This window comes from Agromyces italicus DSM 16388 (assembly GCF_000421545.1).
GTDB lineage: Bacteria > Actinomycetota > Actinomycetes > Actinomycetales > Microbacteriaceae > Agromyces > Agromyces italicus.
The window spans coordinates 148,554-166,516 of the sequence record NZ_ATXF01000009.1 but is presented as its reverse complement, the minus strand read 5'-3'; the positions used below and the strand labels follow the sequence as shown (position 1 = coordinate 166,516).

General features: G+C 71.4%; 15 protein-coding genes. 6 read left to right on the top strand and 9 right to left on the bottom strand.

Features of this window, described 5'->3' with window-relative positions; all coding sequences use genetic code 11:
* Positions 1 to 35: 35 nt before the first annotated feature.
* Positions 36 to 593, bottom strand: coding sequence for a TetR/AcrR family transcriptional regulator (locus tag H516_RS20365; RefSeq protein WP_022890426.1), 558 nt, complete (start codon positions 591 to 593; stop codon positions 36 to 38).
* 148 nt (positions 594 to 741) lie between these two features.
* Between H516_RS20365 and H516_RS0114470 the strand changes: the two genes are divergently transcribed.
* On the top strand, positions 742 to 3,333 hold the full coding sequence (locus H516_RS0114470; protein WP_022890425.1) for an MMPL family transporter: 2,592 nt from the start codon (positions 742 to 744) through the stop codon (positions 3,331 to 3,333).
* A 48-nt stretch (positions 3,334 to 3,381) separates the two neighbouring features.
* Here H516_RS0114470 and H516_RS20360 read toward each other — a convergent pair whose 3' ends face one another.
* Together H516_RS20360 and ectB are read right to left on the bottom strand one after the other, a co-directional pair.
* The gene (locus H516_RS20360) at positions 3,382 to 3,801 is read right to left on the bottom strand and encodes a CHY zinc finger protein (protein WP_022890424.1); all 420 of its coding nucleotides are present in this window, start codon (positions 3,799 to 3,801) and stop codon (positions 3,382 to 3,384) included.
* A 22-nt stretch (positions 3,802 to 3,823) separates the two neighbouring features.
* Positions 3,824 to 5,098 (bottom strand): diaminobutyrate--2-oxoglutarate transaminase, encoded by a 1,275-nt coding sequence (gene ectB / locus H516_RS0114460; protein ID WP_022890423.1) that lies wholly within the window; start codon positions 5,096 to 5,098, stop codon positions 3,824 to 3,826.
* A 232-nt stretch (positions 5,099 to 5,330) separates the two neighbouring features.
* Between ectB and H516_RS20355 the strand changes: the two genes are divergently transcribed.
* Positions 5,331 to 6,605 carry an MFS transporter gene (locus tag H516_RS20355; protein WP_022890422.1) on the top strand — a complete coding sequence of 425 codons (1,275 nt, stop codon included), beginning with the start codon at positions 5,331 to 5,333 and terminating at the stop codon, positions 6,603 to 6,605.
* Between the two features lie 54 nt (positions 6,606 to 6,659).
* Positions 6,660 to 8,441: a sulfatase gene (locus H516_RS0114450; protein ID WP_022890421.1), complete on the top strand. Its 1,782-nt coding sequence runs from the start codon at positions 6,660 to 6,662 to the stop codon at positions 8,439 to 8,441.
* 9 nt (positions 8,442 to 8,450) lie between these two features.
* Here the strand turns inward: H516_RS0114450 and H516_RS0114445 are convergent, their stop codons facing one another.
* Entirely contained in the window at positions 8,451 to 8,741 is a 291-nt protein-coding gene (locus H516_RS0114445; protein ID WP_022890420.1) for a DUF4287 domain-containing protein, read from the bottom strand.
* Between the two features lie 41 nt (positions 8,742 to 8,782).
* Entirely contained in the window at positions 8,783 to 9,169 is a 387-nt protein-coding gene (locus H516_RS0114440; protein ID WP_022890419.1) for a cupin domain-containing protein, read from the bottom strand.
* Positions 9,170 to 9,276: 107 nt separating this feature from the next.
* Between H516_RS0114440 and H516_RS0114435 the strand changes: the two genes are divergently transcribed.
* The 3 genes from H516_RS0114435 to H516_RS0114425 all read left to right on the top strand — a co-directional run bounded on the left by H516_RS0114435 (position 9,277) and on the right by H516_RS0114425 (position 12,447).
* A complete protein-coding gene (locus tag H516_RS0114435; protein WP_026378822.1) occupies positions 9,277 to 10,266 on the top strand; it encodes an ArsR/SmtB family transcription factor in 990 nt (329 codons plus the stop codon).
* Positions 10,267 to 10,327: 61 nt separating this feature from the next.
* Positions 10,328 to 11,794, top strand: a complete 1,467-nt coding sequence (locus tag H516_RS0114430; protein ID WP_022890417.1) for a sensor histidine kinase — start codon at positions 10,328 to 10,330, stop codon at positions 11,792 to 11,794.
* Positions 11,791 to 12,447: a response regulator transcription factor gene (locus tag H516_RS0114425; protein WP_022890416.1), complete on the top strand. Its 657-nt coding sequence runs from the start codon at positions 11,791 to 11,793 to the stop codon at positions 12,445 to 12,447. The genes H516_RS0114430 and H516_RS0114425 overlap by 4 nt, the downstream gene beginning before the upstream one ends.
* An 85-nt stretch (positions 12,448 to 12,532) precedes the next feature.
* Here H516_RS0114425 and H516_RS0114420 read toward each other — a convergent pair whose 3' ends face one another.
* The 4 genes from H516_RS0114420 to H516_RS20345 all read right to left on the bottom strand — a co-directional run bounded on the left by H516_RS0114420 (position 12,533) and on the right by H516_RS20345 (position 17,844).
* Positions 12,533 to 12,940 carry a hypothetical protein gene (locus H516_RS0114420; RefSeq protein WP_022890415.1) on the bottom strand — a complete coding sequence of 136 codons (408 nt, stop codon included), beginning with the start codon at positions 12,938 to 12,940 and terminating at the stop codon, positions 12,533 to 12,535.
* Between the two features lie 91 nt (positions 12,941 to 13,031).
* Positions 13,032 to 14,237 (bottom strand): aminoglycoside phosphotransferase family protein, encoded by a 1,206-nt coding sequence (locus H516_RS21435; protein WP_022890414.1) that lies wholly within the window; start codon positions 14,235 to 14,237, stop codon positions 13,032 to 13,034.
* A complete protein-coding gene (locus H516_RS0114410; RefSeq protein ID WP_022890413.1) occupies positions 14,209 to 14,520 on the bottom strand; it encodes a hypothetical protein in 312 nt (103 codons plus the stop codon). The genes H516_RS21435 and H516_RS0114410 overlap by 29 nt, the downstream gene beginning before the upstream one ends.
* Before the next feature lie 129 nt (positions 14,521 to 14,649).
* Positions 14,650 to 17,844, bottom strand: a complete 3,195-nt coding sequence (locus H516_RS20345) for a glycosyl hydrolase family 95 catalytic domain-containing protein (protein WP_022890412.1) — start codon at positions 17,842 to 17,844, stop codon at positions 14,650 to 14,652.
* Between the last annotated feature and the right edge of the window lie 119 nt (positions 17,845 to 17,963).

Sequence of the window (17,963 nt, the reverse complement as noted above, 5' to 3'; positions counted from 1 at the left end):
GCCGCTCGGCAGCCCTACGGCCGGGCTGCCGTCACTCACCGCCAGGCGTCACCGGGGCCGAGGAGCACCCGCCACAGCCACTCGGCGGCGGTCTCGACCGGCGGCCGGGGGTCGCGTGCGAGCCACGCCTCGATCACGCCGAGCGCGGTACCCGCGATGCCCGCCCCGACGACGTCGAGGGGGAGCCCGTCGAACACGCGGGATCCGGAGGCTTCGATCCCCTCGCGCACGATGGTCTCGAGGCGTGCGCGGAGGCGGCTCATCACGACCGCGGAGCCCTGCGGGCCGAGTACCCGCCGGTACACCTCGGCGTTCTCGTCGAAGTGCCGGAGGTAGTCGAAGAGGGCTTGCGGCGGTGCGGAGCCCGGTCTCAGCACGCGGGGGACCGAGGCGCCCGCCGCCTCCGCCGCGGCGTCGAGCGCGTCGGCGAGCAACGTCTCCTTGTCGGCGTAGTGCTGGTAGAAGCTCGACCGGTTGACCCCGGCACGCGCCGCGATGTCGGCGACCGTGAGCTCGTCGAGCGGGCGTTCGCGGGCGAGGTCGAAGAGGGCCGCCTGCAGCGCACGGCGAGTGCGTTCGATGCGGACGTCCATACGGGGATTCTTTCAGTCGGGCGGCGCTCTCCGGTGCCGCCCGCCCGAAGTTCTCCGACATTGGTCGGAAATCCGACAGATGTCGGTTCCTCTTGACGAGGCCCGACGAAGCGCCGCCTCCTCCGCGACTCGAAAGGGCAGCATCGCCATGGCCGAACTCCTCTATCGCCTCGGGCGCTTCGCCGCCCACCGGCCGTGGCGCATCGTCGTCGCCTGGGTCGTCGCGCTCGGGCTTGCCGCGGGCGGCTTCCTCGCCTTCGGCGGCACCCTGACCTCGAGCATGAGCATTCCCGGCACCGAGACGGACCGGGTGACCGCGGAACTGCAGGGCGAGCTCGACGACCTGGGCGGCGCAACCGGCACCGTCGTCTTCCAGGCCGACGACGGCGAGGCATTCACCGAGGAGCAGCAGGCCGAGATCGGTGCGCTGCTCGGGCGCATCGCGAAGCTCGACGGTGTCGCGACCGTCGTCGACCCCTTCGTCGCACAGGCCGAGCGCGACGAGGCGCAGGCCCAGCTCGACGACGGCGCCGCGCAGCTCGATGCTGCGGCGCAGCAGCTCGACGCCGGCGAGGCCCGGCTCGACGCCGCTCAGCAGCAGCTCGACGCGGGCCAGGCCCAGCTCGACGCGGCGGTCGCCCAAGCCGATGCCGACGGCACCCTCGAGTTCGCCGCAGAGCAGTTCGCGGCCCAGCAGGCTCAGCTCGACGCCGGACAGGCCGAGCTCGACGCGAACCGGGCCGAACTGAGCTCCGGCGCCGCGGAGCTCGCGGCGCAGGGCGTGCAGCTCGACGCCGGCGTGCGGCTCGCCGAGGCGGCATCCGAGATTCAGACGGTCTCCGACGACGAGACGACCGCCCTCGGCGCGGTAATGTTCGAGGAGGACCTGTTCAGCCTCCCCGACGAGCAGAAGTCGGCCGTCGCCGCCGAACTCGACGGCGCCGACATCGAGGGGGTGAGCATCGACTACTCGAGCGAGATCGCCGCCTCGATCGCCGGCCTCATCGGGCCCGGCGAGGTCATCGGCGTCGTGCTCGCGCTCCTCGTGCTCATCGTGATGTTCCGCGCACTGCTGCCCGCGGTGCTGCCGATCCTGTCGTCGCTCGTCGGCGTCGGCGTCGGCGTCGCCGGCTCGCTCGCCTTCTCGGGCGTCGTCGACATGTCGTCGGTCACCCCGGTGCTCGGCGTGATGCTCGGCCTCGCCGTCGGCATCGACTACGCGCTCTTCATCTTCAACCGTCACCGCCGCCAGCTGCTCGCCGGCATGGAGCTCGACGAGTCGATCGCGCTCGCGAACGGCACCTCGGGCAACGCCGTCGTCTTCGCCGGCTCGACCGTGCTCGTCGCCCTGCTCGCGCTGAACGTCACGGGCATCCCGTTCCTCGGCGTCATGGGAACGGTCGGTGCGGTGTGCGTGCTCATCGCCGTGCTCGTCGCGGTCACCCTGAGCCCCGCGCTGCTCGGTCTCATCGGCCTGCGGGTGTTGAGCCGTCGCGCTCGCGCGCAGATCGGGCACGCCGCGCACACCGAGCCCGAGCTGAAGCCGATGAAGACCTCGCGCGCCCTGCTGCGCGCAGGCATCGCGATCGTCGCACTGCTCGTCGTCGCCATCCCTGCGCTGTCGATGCGGCTGGGCCTGCCCGACGGCTCGTCCGAGGCCGCGGACTCGACGCAGTACCGGGCGTACACGGCCGTCGCCGACGCGTTCGGCGCCGGACAGAACGGCACCCTGCTCGTGACGGTCGCGCTGCCGGAGAAGCTCGACGACGACGGCGTGACGCCGGCGCAGGCGGAGCTCGCTGAGCTGCTGCTCGACCAGCCCCGCGTCGTCGCGGTCGCGCCCGTCGGCGTCTCCGACGACCGTGACTTCCTGGCCTTCCAGGTGGTGCCGAGCGACGGCCCCTCGAGCGAGTCGACCGAAGCGCTCGTGCACGAACTCCGGGCACTGACCCCGCTCGACGCCGCCGACGCGGGCCTCGACGGCTCCGGCGGACTCGCACTCGGCGTCGCGGGCCAGGCGAGCGGCAACATCGACATCTCCGAGAAGCTCGCGAACGTGCTGCCGCTCTACCTGGGCCTCGTCGTCGGCCTGTCGATGCTCATCCTCATCCTCGTGTTCCGCTCGATCCTCGTGCCGCTCATCGCGACCGCGGGCTTCGTGCTCTCGCTGTTCGCCGCGTTCGGCGCGGTCGTCGCGATCTTCCAATGGGGATGGCTCGGGGCGCTCTTCGACGTGCACGATCCCGGGCCCGTGCTGAACTTCGCACCGATCATCGTCATGGGCGTGCTGTTCGGGCTCGCGATGGACTACCAGCTGTTCCTCGTCTCGGGCATGCGCGAGGCCTGGGTGCACGGCGCGCCGGCACGCACGGCGGTGGTCGCGGGCCTGCGGGGCGGTCGAGCGGTGGTCACTGCGGCAGCCATCATCTTGGCGTCGGTGTTCGGCGGCTTCGTGTTCTCGCACCTCACGATGGTGCGCCCGCTCGGTTTCGGCCTCGCGGCGGGCGTGCTGCTCGACGCCTTCGTGGTGCGCATGCTGCTGATCCCCGCGATCATGCACCTGCTCGGTGAGAAGGCGTGGTGGCTGCCGAAGTGGCTCGACCGCATTCTGCCCGACGTCGACGTCGAGGGTGCGGCCCTCGAGCGCACGCACCCGGTGCACGGCGCGGCCGACGCCACCGCGGCCGGGTCGTCCGCGCCCGCGCCGGAGCCGGCGGCGGCCGGCGTCGAGCGCGGCTGAGCTCCGCCCCCCGCCGGCCGAGACCGGTGACTCGCGGCGACGGCGGGGCTACGTTCGCGGGGCCGTCGACCCTTCGCTCGCGACGCTGCGGGTCGGCGCCGTCGCGAGCGCGGCCGCCGCGGCCCCGCGCTCGGTCTCGAAATAGAGGTGGGTGTGCAAGCGGCAGCGCTCGTTGAAGCGCGACGCGCACACGGGGCAGGCGTCGACCACGAGGTACGCGTCGATCGTCAGTTCGGCGCGGCACACACCGCAGAGCACCGCCTCGCGCCCGCGCTCGGAGAGCGGCCACTGCTCGGCCGGGTGATCGGCGGCCTCCTCATGGCAGGCGTGGCAGGGGTAGTACTCGCCGCAGCAGGCGAAGCGGATCGCGACGATGTCGAGCTCGGTGCGGTAGTGCACGCACCGGGTCTCGTCGTCGACGGTGGCCCCGAGCACGCGGGGCGTGCCCGAGGCATCCGGCTCGGTCATGTCGTCGACCGCGATCGCTTGCTCAGGCCTCGAGCACCGCGGCGAGGCTCTCGCGCACGATCGCGAGCCCGCGACGCAGTTCGTCTTCGCCGATCGTGAGCGCGGGCAGGAACTTCAGCACCTCGTCGTGGGCACCCGAGGTCTCGATCACGAGGCCGCGTGTGAACGCCTCCTTCGAGATGCGGCCGGCGAGCGTCGGGTCGGCATCGCAGACGAGGCCGTACATGAGGCCGCGGCCGCGCGCCGTGAGGCCGAGCGAGGGGTTGGCCGCGGCGATCTCCTCGAGCTCGGCGGCGAGCAGCGAGGAGGTGCGGGCGATCACGTCGACGAACTCGTCGTCGGCCCAGTAGTTCTCGAGGGCGACGCGCGCCGAGACGAAGGCGAGGTTGTTGCCGCGGAAGGTGCCGGTGTGGGCACCCGGCTTCCACACGTCGACCTCGGGGCGCAGCAGCACGAGCGACATCGGCAGGCCCGAGCCCGAGATCGACTTCGACACGGTGACGAGGTCGGGCACGATGCCCGCGGCCTCGAACGCGAAGAACGCGCCGGTACGGCCGACGCCCGCCTGGATCTCGTCGAGGATGAGCAGGATGCCGCGCTCGGCCGTGATCGCGCGGAGACGCTGGAGCCACGGCACGCTCGCGACGTTGATGCCGCCCTCGCCCTGTACCGCCTCGACGATGACCGCGGCGGGCAGGTCGAGGCCCGAGCCCGGGTCGTCGAGCATCTTCTCGAAGAGGTCGAGGGTGTCGACGTCGTCGCCGAGGTAGCCGTCGTAGGGGAGGCGCACGATGTCGTCGAGCGAGACGCCCGCGGCCGCGCGGTAGTGGCTGTTGCCGGTTGCGGCGAGTGCGCCGAGGCTCAACCCGTGGAAGGCGTTCGTGAACGCCACGACCGTCGAACGGCCGGTCGCCTGGCGAGCGACCTTGAGCGCCGCCTCGACGGCGTTCGCACCGGTCGGGCCCGTGAACTGCAGCTTGTGGTCGAGGCCGCGGGGCTCGAGGATGAGCCGCTCGAACGCCTCGATGAAGGCCCGCTTGGCCGAGGTCGCCATGTCGAGCCCGTGGATGATGCCGCCGCGCTCGAGGTACTCGATCAGCGCGCTCGTGAACGCCGGATTGTTGTGCCCGTAGTTCAGGACGCCCGCGCCGGCGAAGAAGTCGAGGTACTCGCGGCCGTCGGCGTCGACGAGGGTCGAGCCCGTCGCGCGGTCGAAGACCGTCGGGAACGACCGCACGTAGCCGCGCACCTCGGACTCGCGGCGGTCGAAGACGTCAAGGTTCGCGGCGTCGCTCATGGCAGGCGGGCTCCTCTGCAGATCAGGTTTGCGGTGCCATCGAGCCTAGGGCCTCGAACGGTGAGTCGGCTGCGAGCGGATGCCACGCATGGACGCCGTCCGCCCTGCGACGGTCGGGTGCCGAATCCGTCCCTTGCGCTCGATCGGGCCGGCGCCTACAGTCGATGAAGTGGGTCATTTGTCCCACTTGCTGAGTCGATCAGCGGACATCGAGGTCCGCCCCGGGAGCGCAATGACGCACGACCTCACCCCCGCCACGCTCGCCGCAGAAGCCGCCGGCAGGGGATTCTCCGCCGATGCCCGCACGCCTTTGAGCCGCTGGTGGTTCATTGGATTCGGCGGCGCCTGGTTCGCGTTCTGGCTGCTCATGATGCTGCCGGGCCAGTACCTCATCGTGAAGCTCGCGAGCATTCTCGACCCGGCCGAAAAGGTCGGCGTCGGATCGTTCCTCATCGCCGAGACCGGCGTGGTCGTCCTCCTCGCGGTACCCGTCATCGGCTGGCTCTGCGATCGCAGCAATCCGAGGTTCGGCCGTCGTCGATCCTGGGCGCTCGGCGGTTTCGTCGTGGCATCCGTGCCGTTCGCACTCGTCGGCGCCCAGGTCTCGTGGCAGTCGGCCGCGGTGCTGCTCGGCGTGGTCGCCCTCGGACAGTCGGCCGTGCTCGTCTCGCTCTCGGCGATGATCGCCGACCAGGTGCCCATCGCCCAGCGCGGGCGCGCGTCGGCGGCGATGGGCATTCCGCAGGTCATCGCACTCGCAGGCGGCATGCTCATCGTCACCGAACTCGTCACCGATGTCGCGTGGAGCTGGGCCGTCATCGCGATGATCGCCCTCGCGGCACCCCTGCCGTTCCTGCTGGGGTTCCGCGAGCCCGTCGCGCGCGCTCGCGCCGAGACCGACGGACACGAGGCCGCCCTCACCGCCCCACGACGGGGTCGGCCTCCCCTCGCCGCGTACCGCGACTTCGGCTGGGTGACGGTCTCGCGAGTGCTCGTGAACGCCGGCAATCTCGTCGGCACGACGTATCTGCTCTTCTTCCTCTCCGACGCGCTCGGTCTCCCGGACGCCGAGGGAGCGCTCATGTCGCTCATCCTCGTATACCTCGTCGCCTCGGGGCTCGCCTCGTGGGCGGGCGGTCGACTCACCGACCGGTTCCGTTCGCGCCGGGTGCTCGTCGCGATCTCGGCCGGTCTCCAGGCGGCGGCGGCGCTCGTGCTCGCATTCGTACCGAGCTGGCCCGCGAGCATCGTCGCCGCAGTGCTGCTCGGGCTCGGCTACGGGCTCTTCCTCGCGGTCGACCAGGCACTGCTCACCGATGTGCTGCCCGACGAGCGCACCCGCGCGCGCGACCTCGGCATCGTCAACGCGATCCAGCATCTGCCCATCGCACCGCTGATCGGCTGGGCCGCGCTCGCCGCGGCCGGCTTCAGCGAACTCTACGTCGCCGCGGCGGTCGTGATCCTGCTCGGGGGGCTTGCCGTCTTCCGGGTGCGCTCCGTTCGCTGAGCGCCGACCCCCTTCGACCCCCTTCGACCCCCTTCGACCCCTGAGGAGCACCACGTGAAGGCCATCGTCGTCATGTTCGACACCCTGAACCGGCGATTCCTGCCGCCGTACGGAGCAGAGGGCGTGCACGCCCCGAACTTCGATCGGCTCGCCGCCCGCACCGCGCAGTTCCTGCACTGTTACGGGGGCAGCATGCCGTGCATGCCGAGCCGCCGCGAGATGCACACGGGCCGGTACAACTTCCTGCATCGGGGCTGGGGGCCGCTCGAGCCGTTCGACGACTCGGTGCCGCAACTGCTCGGCGAGGCCGGCGTGCACACGCATCTCGTCACCGACCACCAGCACTACTGGCTCGACGGCGGGGCGACGTATCACCCGCGGTTCTCGACGTTCGAGTTCTTCCGCGGCCAGGAGGGCGACGAGTGGAAGGGGCAGCTGGCCGACCCCGACCTCGCGAACGTCTCGCCGTACGCGAGCAACCGGACGCTGCGCCGGCAGGACGCGGTGAACCGGCAGCACTTCCGCGACGAGAGCGACCACCCGCAGACGCGCACCTTCGACGCCGGGCTCGAGTTCATCGAGGTGAACCATGCCGACGACGGGTGGATGCTGCAGATCGAGACATTCGACCCGCACGAGCCCTTCTTCAGCTACGCGCGGTACCACGATCTCTACGCCACCCCCACCGTCGAGTCGGGCTTCGACTTCGACTGGCCCGACTACAAGCCGGTGACCGAGTCGGACGGCGAACTCGAGCACCTCCGCGACCGGTACAGAGCACTCCTGTCGATGTGCGACCGCTCGCTCGGGCGGGTGCTCGACGCGATGGACGAGCATGAACTGTGGGACGACACGATGCTGATCGTGTGCACCGACCACGGGCTGCTCCTCGGCGAGCACGAGTGGCTCGGCAAGAACGTGCCGCCGTTCTACGACGAGACGATCCACACGCCGCTGTTCGTCTGGGACCCGCGGACCGGCGTCGCCGGCGAGACCCGCCAGGGGCTCGTGCAGACGATCGACTTCGGCCCGACCCTGCTCGAGTTCTTCGGGCTGGACCGCACCCGCGACATGCAGGGTCGCTCGCTCGCGCCGGTGATCGCCGACGACACCCCGCTGCGCGAGGCAGCGCTCTTCGGCATCCATGGAGGGCACGTCAGCGTGACCGACGGGCGCCACGTCTACATGCGGGCATCGACCACGCCGGACAACCAGCCGCTCGCCGAATACACGCTCATGCCGACGAACATGCGCGGTCGGTTCGGCACCGAGCTGCTCGCGTCGGCGACCCTCGCCGGCCCGTCCGGGTTCACCAAGGGGATGCCGCTGCTCAAGGTGCCGGCGTTGTCGCCGGTGAACTCCGCGGCGTTCGGGTCGATGCTCTTCGACCTGGAGCAGGACCCCCTCCAGGAGTCTCCGCTCGTCGACGACGAGCTCGAGCTGCGCATGCTCGGCCTGCTCGTCGACTTGATGCGGGCGAGCGATGCTCCGCGTGAGCAGTACGAACGGCTCGGGCTGCCGCTCGACAGCGAGCCCGGCGCGGAGCACCTCGTGCTCGGGCGTGAGCTCGAGGCATCCGCCGGCGTCGGTGCGGTCGCGACTGCGGCCGATGCCTTCGACCTCGCCGCGCTCGCCGACACCGTGCTCGGAACGCGCACCGTGCGTGAACTCCTCGCCGATGGGGCCGTGCGCTCCGTGCTGCGCGACGAACTCGGTGCGATCGTCGACGGGCCGTTGCCCGACGAAGCGCTCGGTATGACGCTCGTGCAGATCGCGACCGTGACCGCGGGGCTCGTGCCGCCTGCTGCGTTGCAGCGCATCGCGGAACGGCTCTGAGCCGGCGGCCTACCGGTTCGGGTTCGTCGCCTTGCCGTCGAGCCAGAGCGTGTCGGTGGCGTCGCGGTGCACGCCGTCGGTGCCGACGTGCTTGATGCTGATCTGCGGTCCCTTCGTGATGACGTGCACGAGCGCCATCGCGTGGCCCTGCCCGAGGCCGTAGTCCTCCTTCAGCCACGCGACGATCGGGGTGGCCTTCGTCGAAGCGTCGAAGCCGCGCTCACCGGCGAGGTCGACGATCTGGCGCGGCGTGAGGCCGGTCTTCGCCTCGATGTTGTCGAGGTAGGACTGGAACGACATGGGGTTCTCCTTCGGCGGGTCTGGTCGGATGGTCTGTCGGGTCACTCGGCCCAGGTCTGCACGATCGTCTCGGCGGCGTGGATGCCGATGAGCTTGAGCCGCCCGTCTCCGGCGTTCGTGAAACCATGCCAGACTCCGGCCGGTGCGGTGGCGGTGTCGCCGGCTCGGGCGATGAGCTCGGTGTCGCCGACGGTGATGCGCGCTGTGCCCTCGAGCACGATCCACGTCTCGCTGTACGGATGCCAGTGCAGATCGGCACCTTCGCCGGGCTCGTTGTCGACGAAGAAGTACGAGATGCGCGCGCCGTGCTCGAGGCCGACGAAGCGGCGGGTGCGGCCGCTGCCGATGCGCAGTTCGTCGGCGGCCACGACCCGTGGCGTCACGGTCGGGGTCATGGTGGGGGAGAGGGTGATCTCGGCGGCGTTCACGGTGGCTCCTTCGGTCGGTTCGGTCGGGTCGGATGCCTCGGCGTCGGCCCCGGTTCGTTCTGCGAACAGCCTCCGCCCGAGGCATCCTCGAGCGTTAGAGTTTCGATGTGACTCGAAACTATGCGGAGTTCCGGTTGGCCCCGGGCGATATCTCGGCCATCAGGTTCGGCGTCTCACCGGGGCACGAACTCAGCCACGCGGTGCGCGTGCTGCAGCGCCCCGAGGCGCACCCGCTGCAATGGGGGTGGCTGCGTGCGGTACGGGCAGGGGTGCCGCGCGACGCGTTCGAACTGCTCGCCGTCGTCATCGGTGTCGACGGGTACATGCCCGACTTCCTCACCTCCGAGCCCGGCTGGGATCTCGAACCCGAGGAGGAGGCGGCCAGGATGCGCGTCGCGCCCGTCGAGCCGATGCTCGTCGACCTGCACAAGATGGTCGCGCGGTCGGAGGGGGCGCGGCAGCAGGCGATCCGGCGGATGATCGACGAGCCCGAACGGGCGCGGGCGATGATCGCCGACGCGTGGCGCGAGGTGTGGGCGTCGGTGCTCGCGCCCGTGTGGACCCAGCTCGAGCGCCTGCTGCGCGCCGACATCGCCGTGCGTTCGCGGAGGATCGCGACCGCCGGCGTCGGGGCCATGGTCGGCGAGCTGCACCCCGCGGTGAGCTGGAGCGACGATGCCGTGCGTGTCGAACTGCGCCTCCACCACGAAGTGCTCGACTGTCGTGGTTCAGGCCTCGTGCTCGTGCCCTCGGTCATGTCGTCGTACGGCTGCATGGTGCTCACCGAGCCGCCCGCGCAGCCCACCGTGTTCTACCCTGCGCAGGGCGTCACCGAGACGTGGGCGCGCGACCCTGCGTCGACCGCGGCTGCGCTCGGTGCGCTCATCGGCGCGGCGCGCGCCGAGATCCTGCTCGGGGCACACACCGCGCGCACCACGTCGCAGGTCGCGGCCGACGTGGGACTCGCGGTCTCGACCGCGTCGCACCACCTCTCCATGCTCAGGGAGGGCGGTCTCGTCACTTCGACCCGAGACGGGGCGAAGATGATTCACCTCCGCACGCCGCTCGGCGAGGCGCTCGTCGGCGCGATGCTCTGATCGTCGTGAGAGCTCTCTCATCTTCCGACCCTCCCCACGGACGCGCGAGGATACTGGAGCGATGGGGTTGAGCTCGGTGCGCACGAGGATCCTCGTGTCGATCATCGGCGTGGCCTTCGTCGGCCTCGTGTTCGCCGGGGGCGCCGCGTACCTCGTGCAGCGCGACCGCATCGCCCACGCGGTCGACGACCGCCTGCTCCAGCGGGTCGAGAGTGCCCGCGCCGTCGTCGGCGACGACAGGCCCGACTCCGGCGACGCGGTCGGATCGGCTGAAGCCGCGGTGACGCACGGAGGCGGCTATGCGACCACCCGGGACGCGCTGCGGGGTGTGCTCGAACGCATCGTGCCCGGCGAGCACGAGGGCGCGCTCGGCCTCGTCGACGGGCGGGTCGCCTTCGTGCCCGGCGTCGCGAGCGAGATCCACCTCGAGTCGGTGCCGGGGTTCGCCGAGCGCGCGGCGGCGGAGACCGTCGAGGGTGACGCGGTGCAGCTCGGCACCTTCGTCGACTCGGGCGTCTGGCTGCGCTACATGACCGCCCCGCTCGCGGCTCCCGGCGACCCGCAGCGTGGCGTCTACGTCGTGGCGCTCGACCTCGATGCCGCGCACGCCGACCTCGATGCGGCCTTCACGAGCTATGCGGTGATCGCGGCCGGCGCAGTCATCGCCACGGGCCTCGTCGGCTGGTTCGTCGCCGGCCGGCTCCTCCAGCCGGTGCGCCGCCTCAGCTCGGCGGCCTCGCGGATCACGGTGAACGCGCTCGACGAGCGAATCCCCGTGCACGGCCGCGACGAGGTCAGCCGCCTGACCGAGACCGTGAACGGCATGTTCGACCGGCTCGACCGGTCGATCACGAGCCAGCGCCGCCTGCTCGACGACGTGCGCCACGAACTGAAGACCCCGATCACGATCGTTCGCGGCCATCTCGAACTGCTCGACCCGGCCGACGCCGAGGAGGTGCGCGCCACCCGCGAACTCGCGATCGACGAGCTCGATCGCATGGCCGAGCTCGTCGACCGCATCGAACTGCTCGCCGAACTGCCCGACGACGCTCCGGCGGTGGAGCCGGTCGACGTCGCGGCGCTCACCCGCGAGGTGCACGCCAAGTCGAGTGTCATCGCCGGGCACGACTGGGTGCTCGCCGCGACCGCCGACGTCGTCGTCGACCTCGATCCGCGACGCATCACCCAGGCGTGGCTTCAGCTCGTCGACAACGCCGCCAAGTACTCGCCGGAGGGCACACCGGTGCGCATCGGCAGCTCGCGCGCCGAAGGCGCGGTGCAGCTCTGGGTGGAGGACGAGGGCCCCGGCATCCCGCCCGGCGCGGAGGCCCGGATCTTCGAACGGTTCGGCCGGGTGAACACCGGCAGAGGCATCCGCGGGTCGGGTCTCGGACTGCCGCTCGTCGAAGGGATCGCCCTCGCCCACGGCGGGCGGGTCGAGGTGTCGAGTTCGAGTGTCGGGTCGCGATTCGTCATCATCCTGCCGAACGACCGCGGGGATCGCGCAGACGGAGGGGACGGCGCATGAGTCGGATCCTGGTAGCGGAGGACGAGGCCGGCATCGCCCGTTTCGTCGAACGGGGGCTCCGGGCCGCAGGATACGAGGTCGTCGTCGCCCCGACCGGAACGGAGGCGCTCGAACTCATCCGCGGCGACACGATCGACCTCGTGCTGCTCGACGTGGGCCTTCCCGGGCTCGACGGCTTCACCGTGCTGCGCCGCGCTCGCGGCGAGGGAGCGACGGTACCCATCATCATGCTCACCGCCCGCACCTCGACGAGCGACACCGTCGCGGGTCTCGACGGCGGGGCGAACGACTACATCCCGAAGCCCTTCAAGTTCGACGAGCTGCTCGCACGAGTGCGCAGTCGGCTCCGCGACGCCGACAGCGGCACCGGCTCGGAGCTCGGGCGCGGGACGCTGCGGCTCGACCTGCGCACGAGACGGGCGTCGGTCGTCGGTCGCACCGTCGAGCTCTCGGCGCGCGAGTTCGCGCTCGCCGAGGAGTTCCTGCGACACCCCGATCAGGTGCTGAGCCGCGAGCAGCTGCTGAGCCGGGTCTGGGGCGTCGACTTCGACCCCGGCAGCAACGTCGTCGACGTGTACGTGCGGTACCTGCGCAACAAGCTCGGAGCCGAACGCATCGAGACCGTTCGCGGGGCCGGTTACCGCCTCGTCTGACGCCGGCGGGGCGTCGCGTCAGGCCGGGCCGAGACGCCGGGGCGCCCGCGAGGGCGGCCCCGGCGCGGGCGGCCGAGCGGCGGGTTCAGCTCGCCGACGCGGGCGACACGGGGGAGACCGGCGAGACCGGAGTCGCGGGGGTCACTGCCGAGGCCGGAGTCGCGGGCGTCGTTGCCGAGGCGGGCTCGGCAGGCGAGGCGGGGGTCACCGGTGTCACCGCGGTCGTCGGGGAGGCCGCGGTCGTCGGCGTCACCGCGGTCGCGGGAGTGGGTGCGGTCGTCGGTGACGCGGCCGTCGACGGCGTCGCGACCGAGAGGGTCGTCGAGGTCGCGGCGCTGCCGATCTGCTTGGTCGAGTCGGTCGAGTCGGTCACGACCGCGCCGCTCGTGTCGTCGCGGTCGGCGGCGAACGCCGCCATGCTGCCGAACCCGGTGATGCCGAGTCCGAGTGTCGATGCCGCGCCGATCGCGATCCACTTCGTCCTGGTGCGCATGATCTCTCCTTCTGTCCGGGAGGCGAACCCTCCATGCACCCAGCGTCGTTGCGCCGGATGAGAGCACGAGGAGGCCTCGATGAGGAAGCTCTCATCGAGCGAGGAGCAGTTCGGCCCCCTCGACGGCGTCGTGGGGCGCGACGCTGCCGGTCAGGGCGTGGCCGAGAAGGTGCGTCGCCGCGATGGCGCCGATGCGCCGCGCACGGTCGGCATCGTCGTGCTCGCCCGCCCACCGTGCCTGCGCCGCGTCGGCCACGAGATCTGCCCGAGCCGCAGTGGCGGCGGCACCGCTCGCCCTCGCATGCGCCGCCGTCGCGACGAGATGCGCCCACAGCGCGGCCTCGTCGTCGGCCGGGTCGCCCAGGCCGGCGGTATCGATGTCGATGAGGCCGACCACGCGCTCTGGGGCGGCCGGGTCGACGAAGAGCTGACCGAGATGGAGGTCGCCGTGGATCGTCACGCGATCGGGCGTCGATGCGCCGAGCCTCGCCGAGACCGAGCGGCGGATGCCTCGGATGCGCCTGTCGAGCTCGGGTGCGAGTTCGGCGGCGCGGCGGGCGTACCAGTCGACGCGCGTGCTGAGCGAGGCACGGGCTTCGACCTCGCTCGGCACCGAGCCGATCCGCCGTCGGAGTGCGTCGACGTCGCCGAGCAGCGATGCGGGGTCGGCCCGGTCGAGAACTTCGACGGCGGGCAGGCCGGGCTGTTCGGCGAGACCGATGACTCCCCGCTCGACGAAGCCGAGTACGGGCGGCACCGGAATTCCGGCGGCGAGCCAGGCGCGATGGCGGTCGTGGATGCGTTCGGCCCGACCGCCGGGACGCACGACCTTCAGGTAGGCCCGCCGCGAACCGCGCACGGCTCGCACGACCGCGCGCTTGCCCGGGCGGTACGCCGCGATTGTGAGGTCGAGAGGGTCGACGTCGTCGTCAGCCCACGCCGGATCGAACCCGGCGAGCAGCTGTCGCGCTCGCGGCGGCACGACCGCCTCGACGAGTGCCGGCAGCCGGGGGTCGTTGGGGTAGACCCAGACGGCCCGTTCATCGCCCGACTCGTCGCGCAGCCGCAGGACCCCCTGCCGTTCGCCGCCGCGCGGGGACGTCGTCACGTAGACATGGCGTTCGATCTGCTGCCCGGTCTCGTCGCCGAGCCGCACCCGGTAGCCGGTGACGAATCCGTCGGGGCCGGCTTCGCCGTGCACTCGTACGGCGTCGAGCAGGTGCAGGCGGCTGAGCTCGGCGACCGCATGCAGCAGCTCGTACTCGGGGTCAGCCGTCGGCATCGGGGTCGTCGTCATCGGGGTCGCCGTCGGGCTCGTCGGAGTCGTCGGGTTCGTCGGGCGGCGCGGGAGTCACGGTCGCGGGTTCGTCGTCGTCATCGTCGGGGGGCGGTGGTGCCGGAGCGGTCGGGGACGGCGTCGGGGGAGCCGTCGTCGCCGGTGCCTCGACCTCGATCGGGGCGACCTCCACCGGCCGCCCGGCCTCGTCGCGCGGAGTCAGCGCATTCGCGGTGAACCCGCCGACGACGGTCGCCGTCGCGACCGCGGCCGTGACGGCGGCGATCGTCGCGCCGCGTCTCATGCCAACAGTCTGCCGCGGCCCGGGCGGGTGATGGCCAGGCATGAGTGAACTCTCATCAAGCGGCGCGAGACGCGAGGATGCCCCGGGCTCCCGCCCGGGGCATCCTCGCTCACGACGTCGGGGAGCGACTCAATCGGCCGAACCGAGTTCGCGCATCGGCCTGCCGTTCTTCGGGTTCGCCGGCTTCACCTTTCGCCGCTCGCCGTCGACGACCACCGTGACGTTGCGCATGTTCGGGGCGCGGTCGGCGACGATGTCGTACGAGACGATTCCGCCGTCCTTCCATGTGCAGCTCACCGAGTAGCCGCCGCGCGCGCGCAGCCCCGTGAACGAGCCCGAGGCCGCCCAGTCGGCCGGCAGCGCCGGCAGCAGGCGGATGACCCCGTCATGGCTCTGCACGAGCATCTCGGCGATCGCGCCGGTGATGCCGAAGTTGCCGTCGAGCTGGAACGGCGGGTGGTTGCACCACAGGTTCGACAGGGTGTTGTAGGTGATGAGCCCGCGCACCATGATGCCCGCGCGTTCGGCGTCGCCGAGGCGGGCGAAGAGCGCGGTGCGCCACGGCCACGTCCACGAGCGCCGGCTGTCGCCCGAGACGGTGCCCGCGGTGAACGGCACGCCCTCCTTCTCGCCGCAGCGCGCCTTGAGCGACACGAGCGCCGCCGCCGCGAACTCGGGGGAGGAGGTCGTGATCTGCCGGCCCGGGTACACCGCGAACAGGTGCGAGGTGTGGCGGTGGATGTCGGTCGGGCTGTCGCGGTCGGCCTGCCACTCCTGAAGCTGCCCCCAGCCGCCGATCTTGTTCGGCGCCAGGCGGGACTGCAGGTCGGCGATCGTCGCCCGGTACTCGGCGTCGATGTCGAGCGCGTCGGCGCAGTCGAGGTAGTTCTGGAAGAGGTCCCAGATGATCTGCTGGTCGTACATGACGCCGTCTTCGCGGGGCCCGTGCTCGGGCGACCAGCCGTCGGGCGCCACGAGGGTGCCGTCGGGCAGCTCCTTCAGGCGGTCCTCCCAGAACTCGCAGATCTCCTTGATCATCGGGTAGGCGACGTCGCGCAGGTACTTCTTGTCCTGCGTGAAGGCCCAGTGCTCGTACACGTGCTGCATGTACCACGCGCTCGCGACGGTATTCCACTCCCACGAGTTGCCGCCGAAGATGCTCTGCGAGGTGCGGGCGGTCCAGCCGCGGGTGTTCTCGCCGAACGCGTTGCGGGTCGCGACCCGGCTCGGCACCGCCACCTGCTGCACGAACGCGACGAGCGCCTCGTGCGCCTCGGGCAGGTCGGTCGTCTCGGCACCCCAGTAGTTCATCTGCACGTTGATGTTCGTGTGGTAGTCACTCGCCCACGCCGGCTGGTTGCTGTTGTTCCAGAGGCCCTGCAGGTTGGCGGGCAGCCCGCCGGGCCGCGACGAACTCAGCAGCAGGTAGCGGCCGAAGTCGTACATCGACTGCTCGAGCGTCGGGTCGGACTCGCCGGCGCCGTACCGCGCGAGGCGTGCCGTCATGGGAAGCGCCAACACCGAGGCATCCGTCTCGCCCCACTGGACCGCCGCACGCGACATGAGCTCCGAGACCTGGGCGACGTGCTCGTCGCGCAGCTCGTCGAAGCTGCGCCCGCCGGCCGCGTCGAGGGCGGCGTCGATGCCCGGCTGCGGTGCGGCGCCCCGCCAGCCGTCGGCTGCGCTGAGCTTGTAGTCCGTGCGCGCATCGAGGAGCAGGGTGATCGTCGACGCCCCGGTCACACGGAGGCCCGCGCCGTCTGCGGTGACCACGCCGTCGGTCTCGGCGATGCGCACGGTCGCCGCGTGGCTGAGGTCGTTGGCCATCGTGCCGGCGAAGCCGAGCCGTCCGGCCGCCGCGTCGACCGAGGTCGGCGAGTTCGCCTGCTCGGAGGCGAGGCCGACGGTGCCGGTCAGCGCGCCCGCGGTGTCGCTCGTGTAGCGCAGCACGATGACGTCGGCCTCGCGGCTGGCGAAGGCCTCGCGCAGCACGGTGCCGGCGACGGTCGCGAAATGGGCGGTGTGCACGCCGACCGTGGGGTCGAGCGCGCGGCGGTACCCGACCACGGCGCGCTGGCCGCGGGTGGTGAAGCCACTGCCGGTGAACGCGACGCCGGCGAGACGGAACGCCCCGGGAGCGGTGAACGTGAGCCGGTAGTGCGAGTACGACGTGGCGTTCGCGAAGGAGAAACTCTTCGCCTCGCCGCGGCCGGCGAACGAGACGCCCGACTTCGTGTCGAGGGTCTTCCAGGCGACACCGTCGTTCGAGGCGGCGAGCACCCAGTCGCGGGGGTCGGCCTCGGGCGCGTCGGGCGCACTCGTCAGCACATAGCCGGTGAGCGCCCGTTTCGCGCCGAGCTCGAGCTGCCACGCGGCACCCGACCCGGCGTCGGCGACCTGCCAGACGGTGGATGCCTCGCCGTCGATGCTGCCGACGAGCGAGTCGGCGTGGTCGGTGGGCGACGACACGTAGACGCTGCCGCCCTGCGCGAGCTCGACGCCGCCGAGCCCGATCTCGGAGAGCTGGAAGTGGCTCACCCCCGCCTTCGGCACGAAGTCGATGCGGTAGATGCGGTAGGCGTTCGTGTTCTGGAACTCGTAGCTCTTGGTCTGGAAGCGCTGCTCGAACGGCGCTCCGGTGCGCGCGTCGAGCGTCGCCCAGGTGCTGCCGTCGTTCGAGCCGAGCACGCGCCACTCCTGCGGGTCGCGGTCGGGCACGTCGTTCGCGCTCGTGAGGCTGATCGACGTGACGACCGCGGCCGTCGGCAGCTCGGCCTGCCAGAGTACGTGCGCCGGCGGACCGTCGATGCACCACTTCGTCTGGCTGTTGCCGTCGTAGGTCTTGTCGACGTCTTCGGCGCCCCAGATCTTGTACGGGCCGCCCGGTGCGGTGACCTTCGGGCGCCCGCCGAACGCGATCGTGAGCGTGCCGAAGTCGCGATACGAACCGAAGCCGGTCACGCTCGTGTCGTAGGCGCCGTCGGGTCTGCCGGCGAGGGCGTTGTCGTAGTCGTTGAGGCCGCCCCAGAGGCTCTGCTCGTTGAACTGCACGACCTCCTCGTCGGGGTTGCCGAAGAGCTTCGCGCCGAGACGGCCGTTGCCGATCGGCAGGGCCTGCGACTCCCAGTCGGTCGCGGGCGTGCCGTACCAGAGCGCCTTCGGCGAGAGCTCGGGGACGGGGATGCCGTCGCCGACGGCGGCCGACCGGCCGGCGACGAGCGCGGCGGCCGGCTGGGCGGCGAGGAACTGGGGAACGAGCGGGGTCAGGGCGACGAGCCCGCCGAGCTGCAGGGCGCGGCGGCGCGGAATCTCGCGTTCGAGCATGCGGGGGGACCTCCGGAGCATCATTGATCTGGTGTTTCGGTGCGGAATCGTCGCGAATCATCGTCAATCTGCGACTCTCGCTCATACTGCCCGATTAAAGATCGGATGTATAGCCCACT

What these genes read in the sequence shown, in the direction of transcription:
- H516_RS20365 (WP_022890426.1), bottom strand. Translation starts at nt 593, where the DNA reads ATGGACGTCCGCATCGAACGCACTCGCCGTGCGCTGCAGGCGGCCCTC.
- H516_RS0114470 (WP_022890425.1), top strand. Translation starts at nt 742, where the DNA reads ATGGCCGAACTCCTCTATCGCCTCGGGCGCTTCGCCGCCCACCGGCCG.
- H516_RS20360 (WP_022890424.1), bottom strand. Translation starts at nt 3,801, where the DNA reads ATGACCGAGCCGGATGCCTCGGGCACGCCCCGCGTGCTCGGGGCCACC.
- ectB (WP_022890423.1), bottom strand. Translation starts at nt 5,098, where the DNA reads ATGAGCGACGCCGCGAACCTTGACGTCTTCGACCGCCGCGAGTCCGAG.
- H516_RS20355 (WP_022890422.1), top strand. Translation starts at nt 5,331, where the DNA reads ATGACGCACGACCTCACCCCCGCCACGCTCGCCGCAGAAGCCGCCGGC.
- H516_RS0114445 (WP_022890420.1), bottom strand. Translation starts at nt 8,741, where the DNA reads ATGTCGTTCCAGTCCTACCTCGACAACATCGAGGCGAAGACCGGCCTC.
- H516_RS0114430 (WP_022890417.1), top strand. Translation starts at nt 10,328, where the DNA reads ATGGGGTTGAGCTCGGTGCGCACGAGGATCCTCGTGTCGATCATCGGC.
- H516_RS0114425 (WP_022890416.1), top strand. Translation starts at nt 11,791, where the DNA reads ATGAGTCGGATCCTGGTAGCGGAGGACGAGGCCGGCATCGCCCGTTTC.
- H516_RS0114420 (WP_022890415.1), bottom strand. Translation starts at nt 12,940, where the DNA reads ATGCGCACCAGGACGAAGTGGATCGCGATCGGCGCGGCATCGACACTC.
- H516_RS21435 (WP_022890414.1), bottom strand. Translation starts at nt 14,237, where the DNA reads ATGACGACGACCCCGATGCCGACGGCTGACCCCGAGTACGAGCTGCTG.
- H516_RS0114410 (WP_022890413.1), bottom strand. Translation starts at nt 14,520, where the DNA reads ATGAGACGCGGCGCGACGATCGCCGCCGTCACGGCCGCGGTCGCGACG.
- H516_RS20345 (WP_022890412.1), bottom strand. Translation starts at nt 17,844, where the DNA reads ATGCTCGAACGCGAGATTCCGCGCCGCCGCGCCCTGCAGCTCGGCGGG.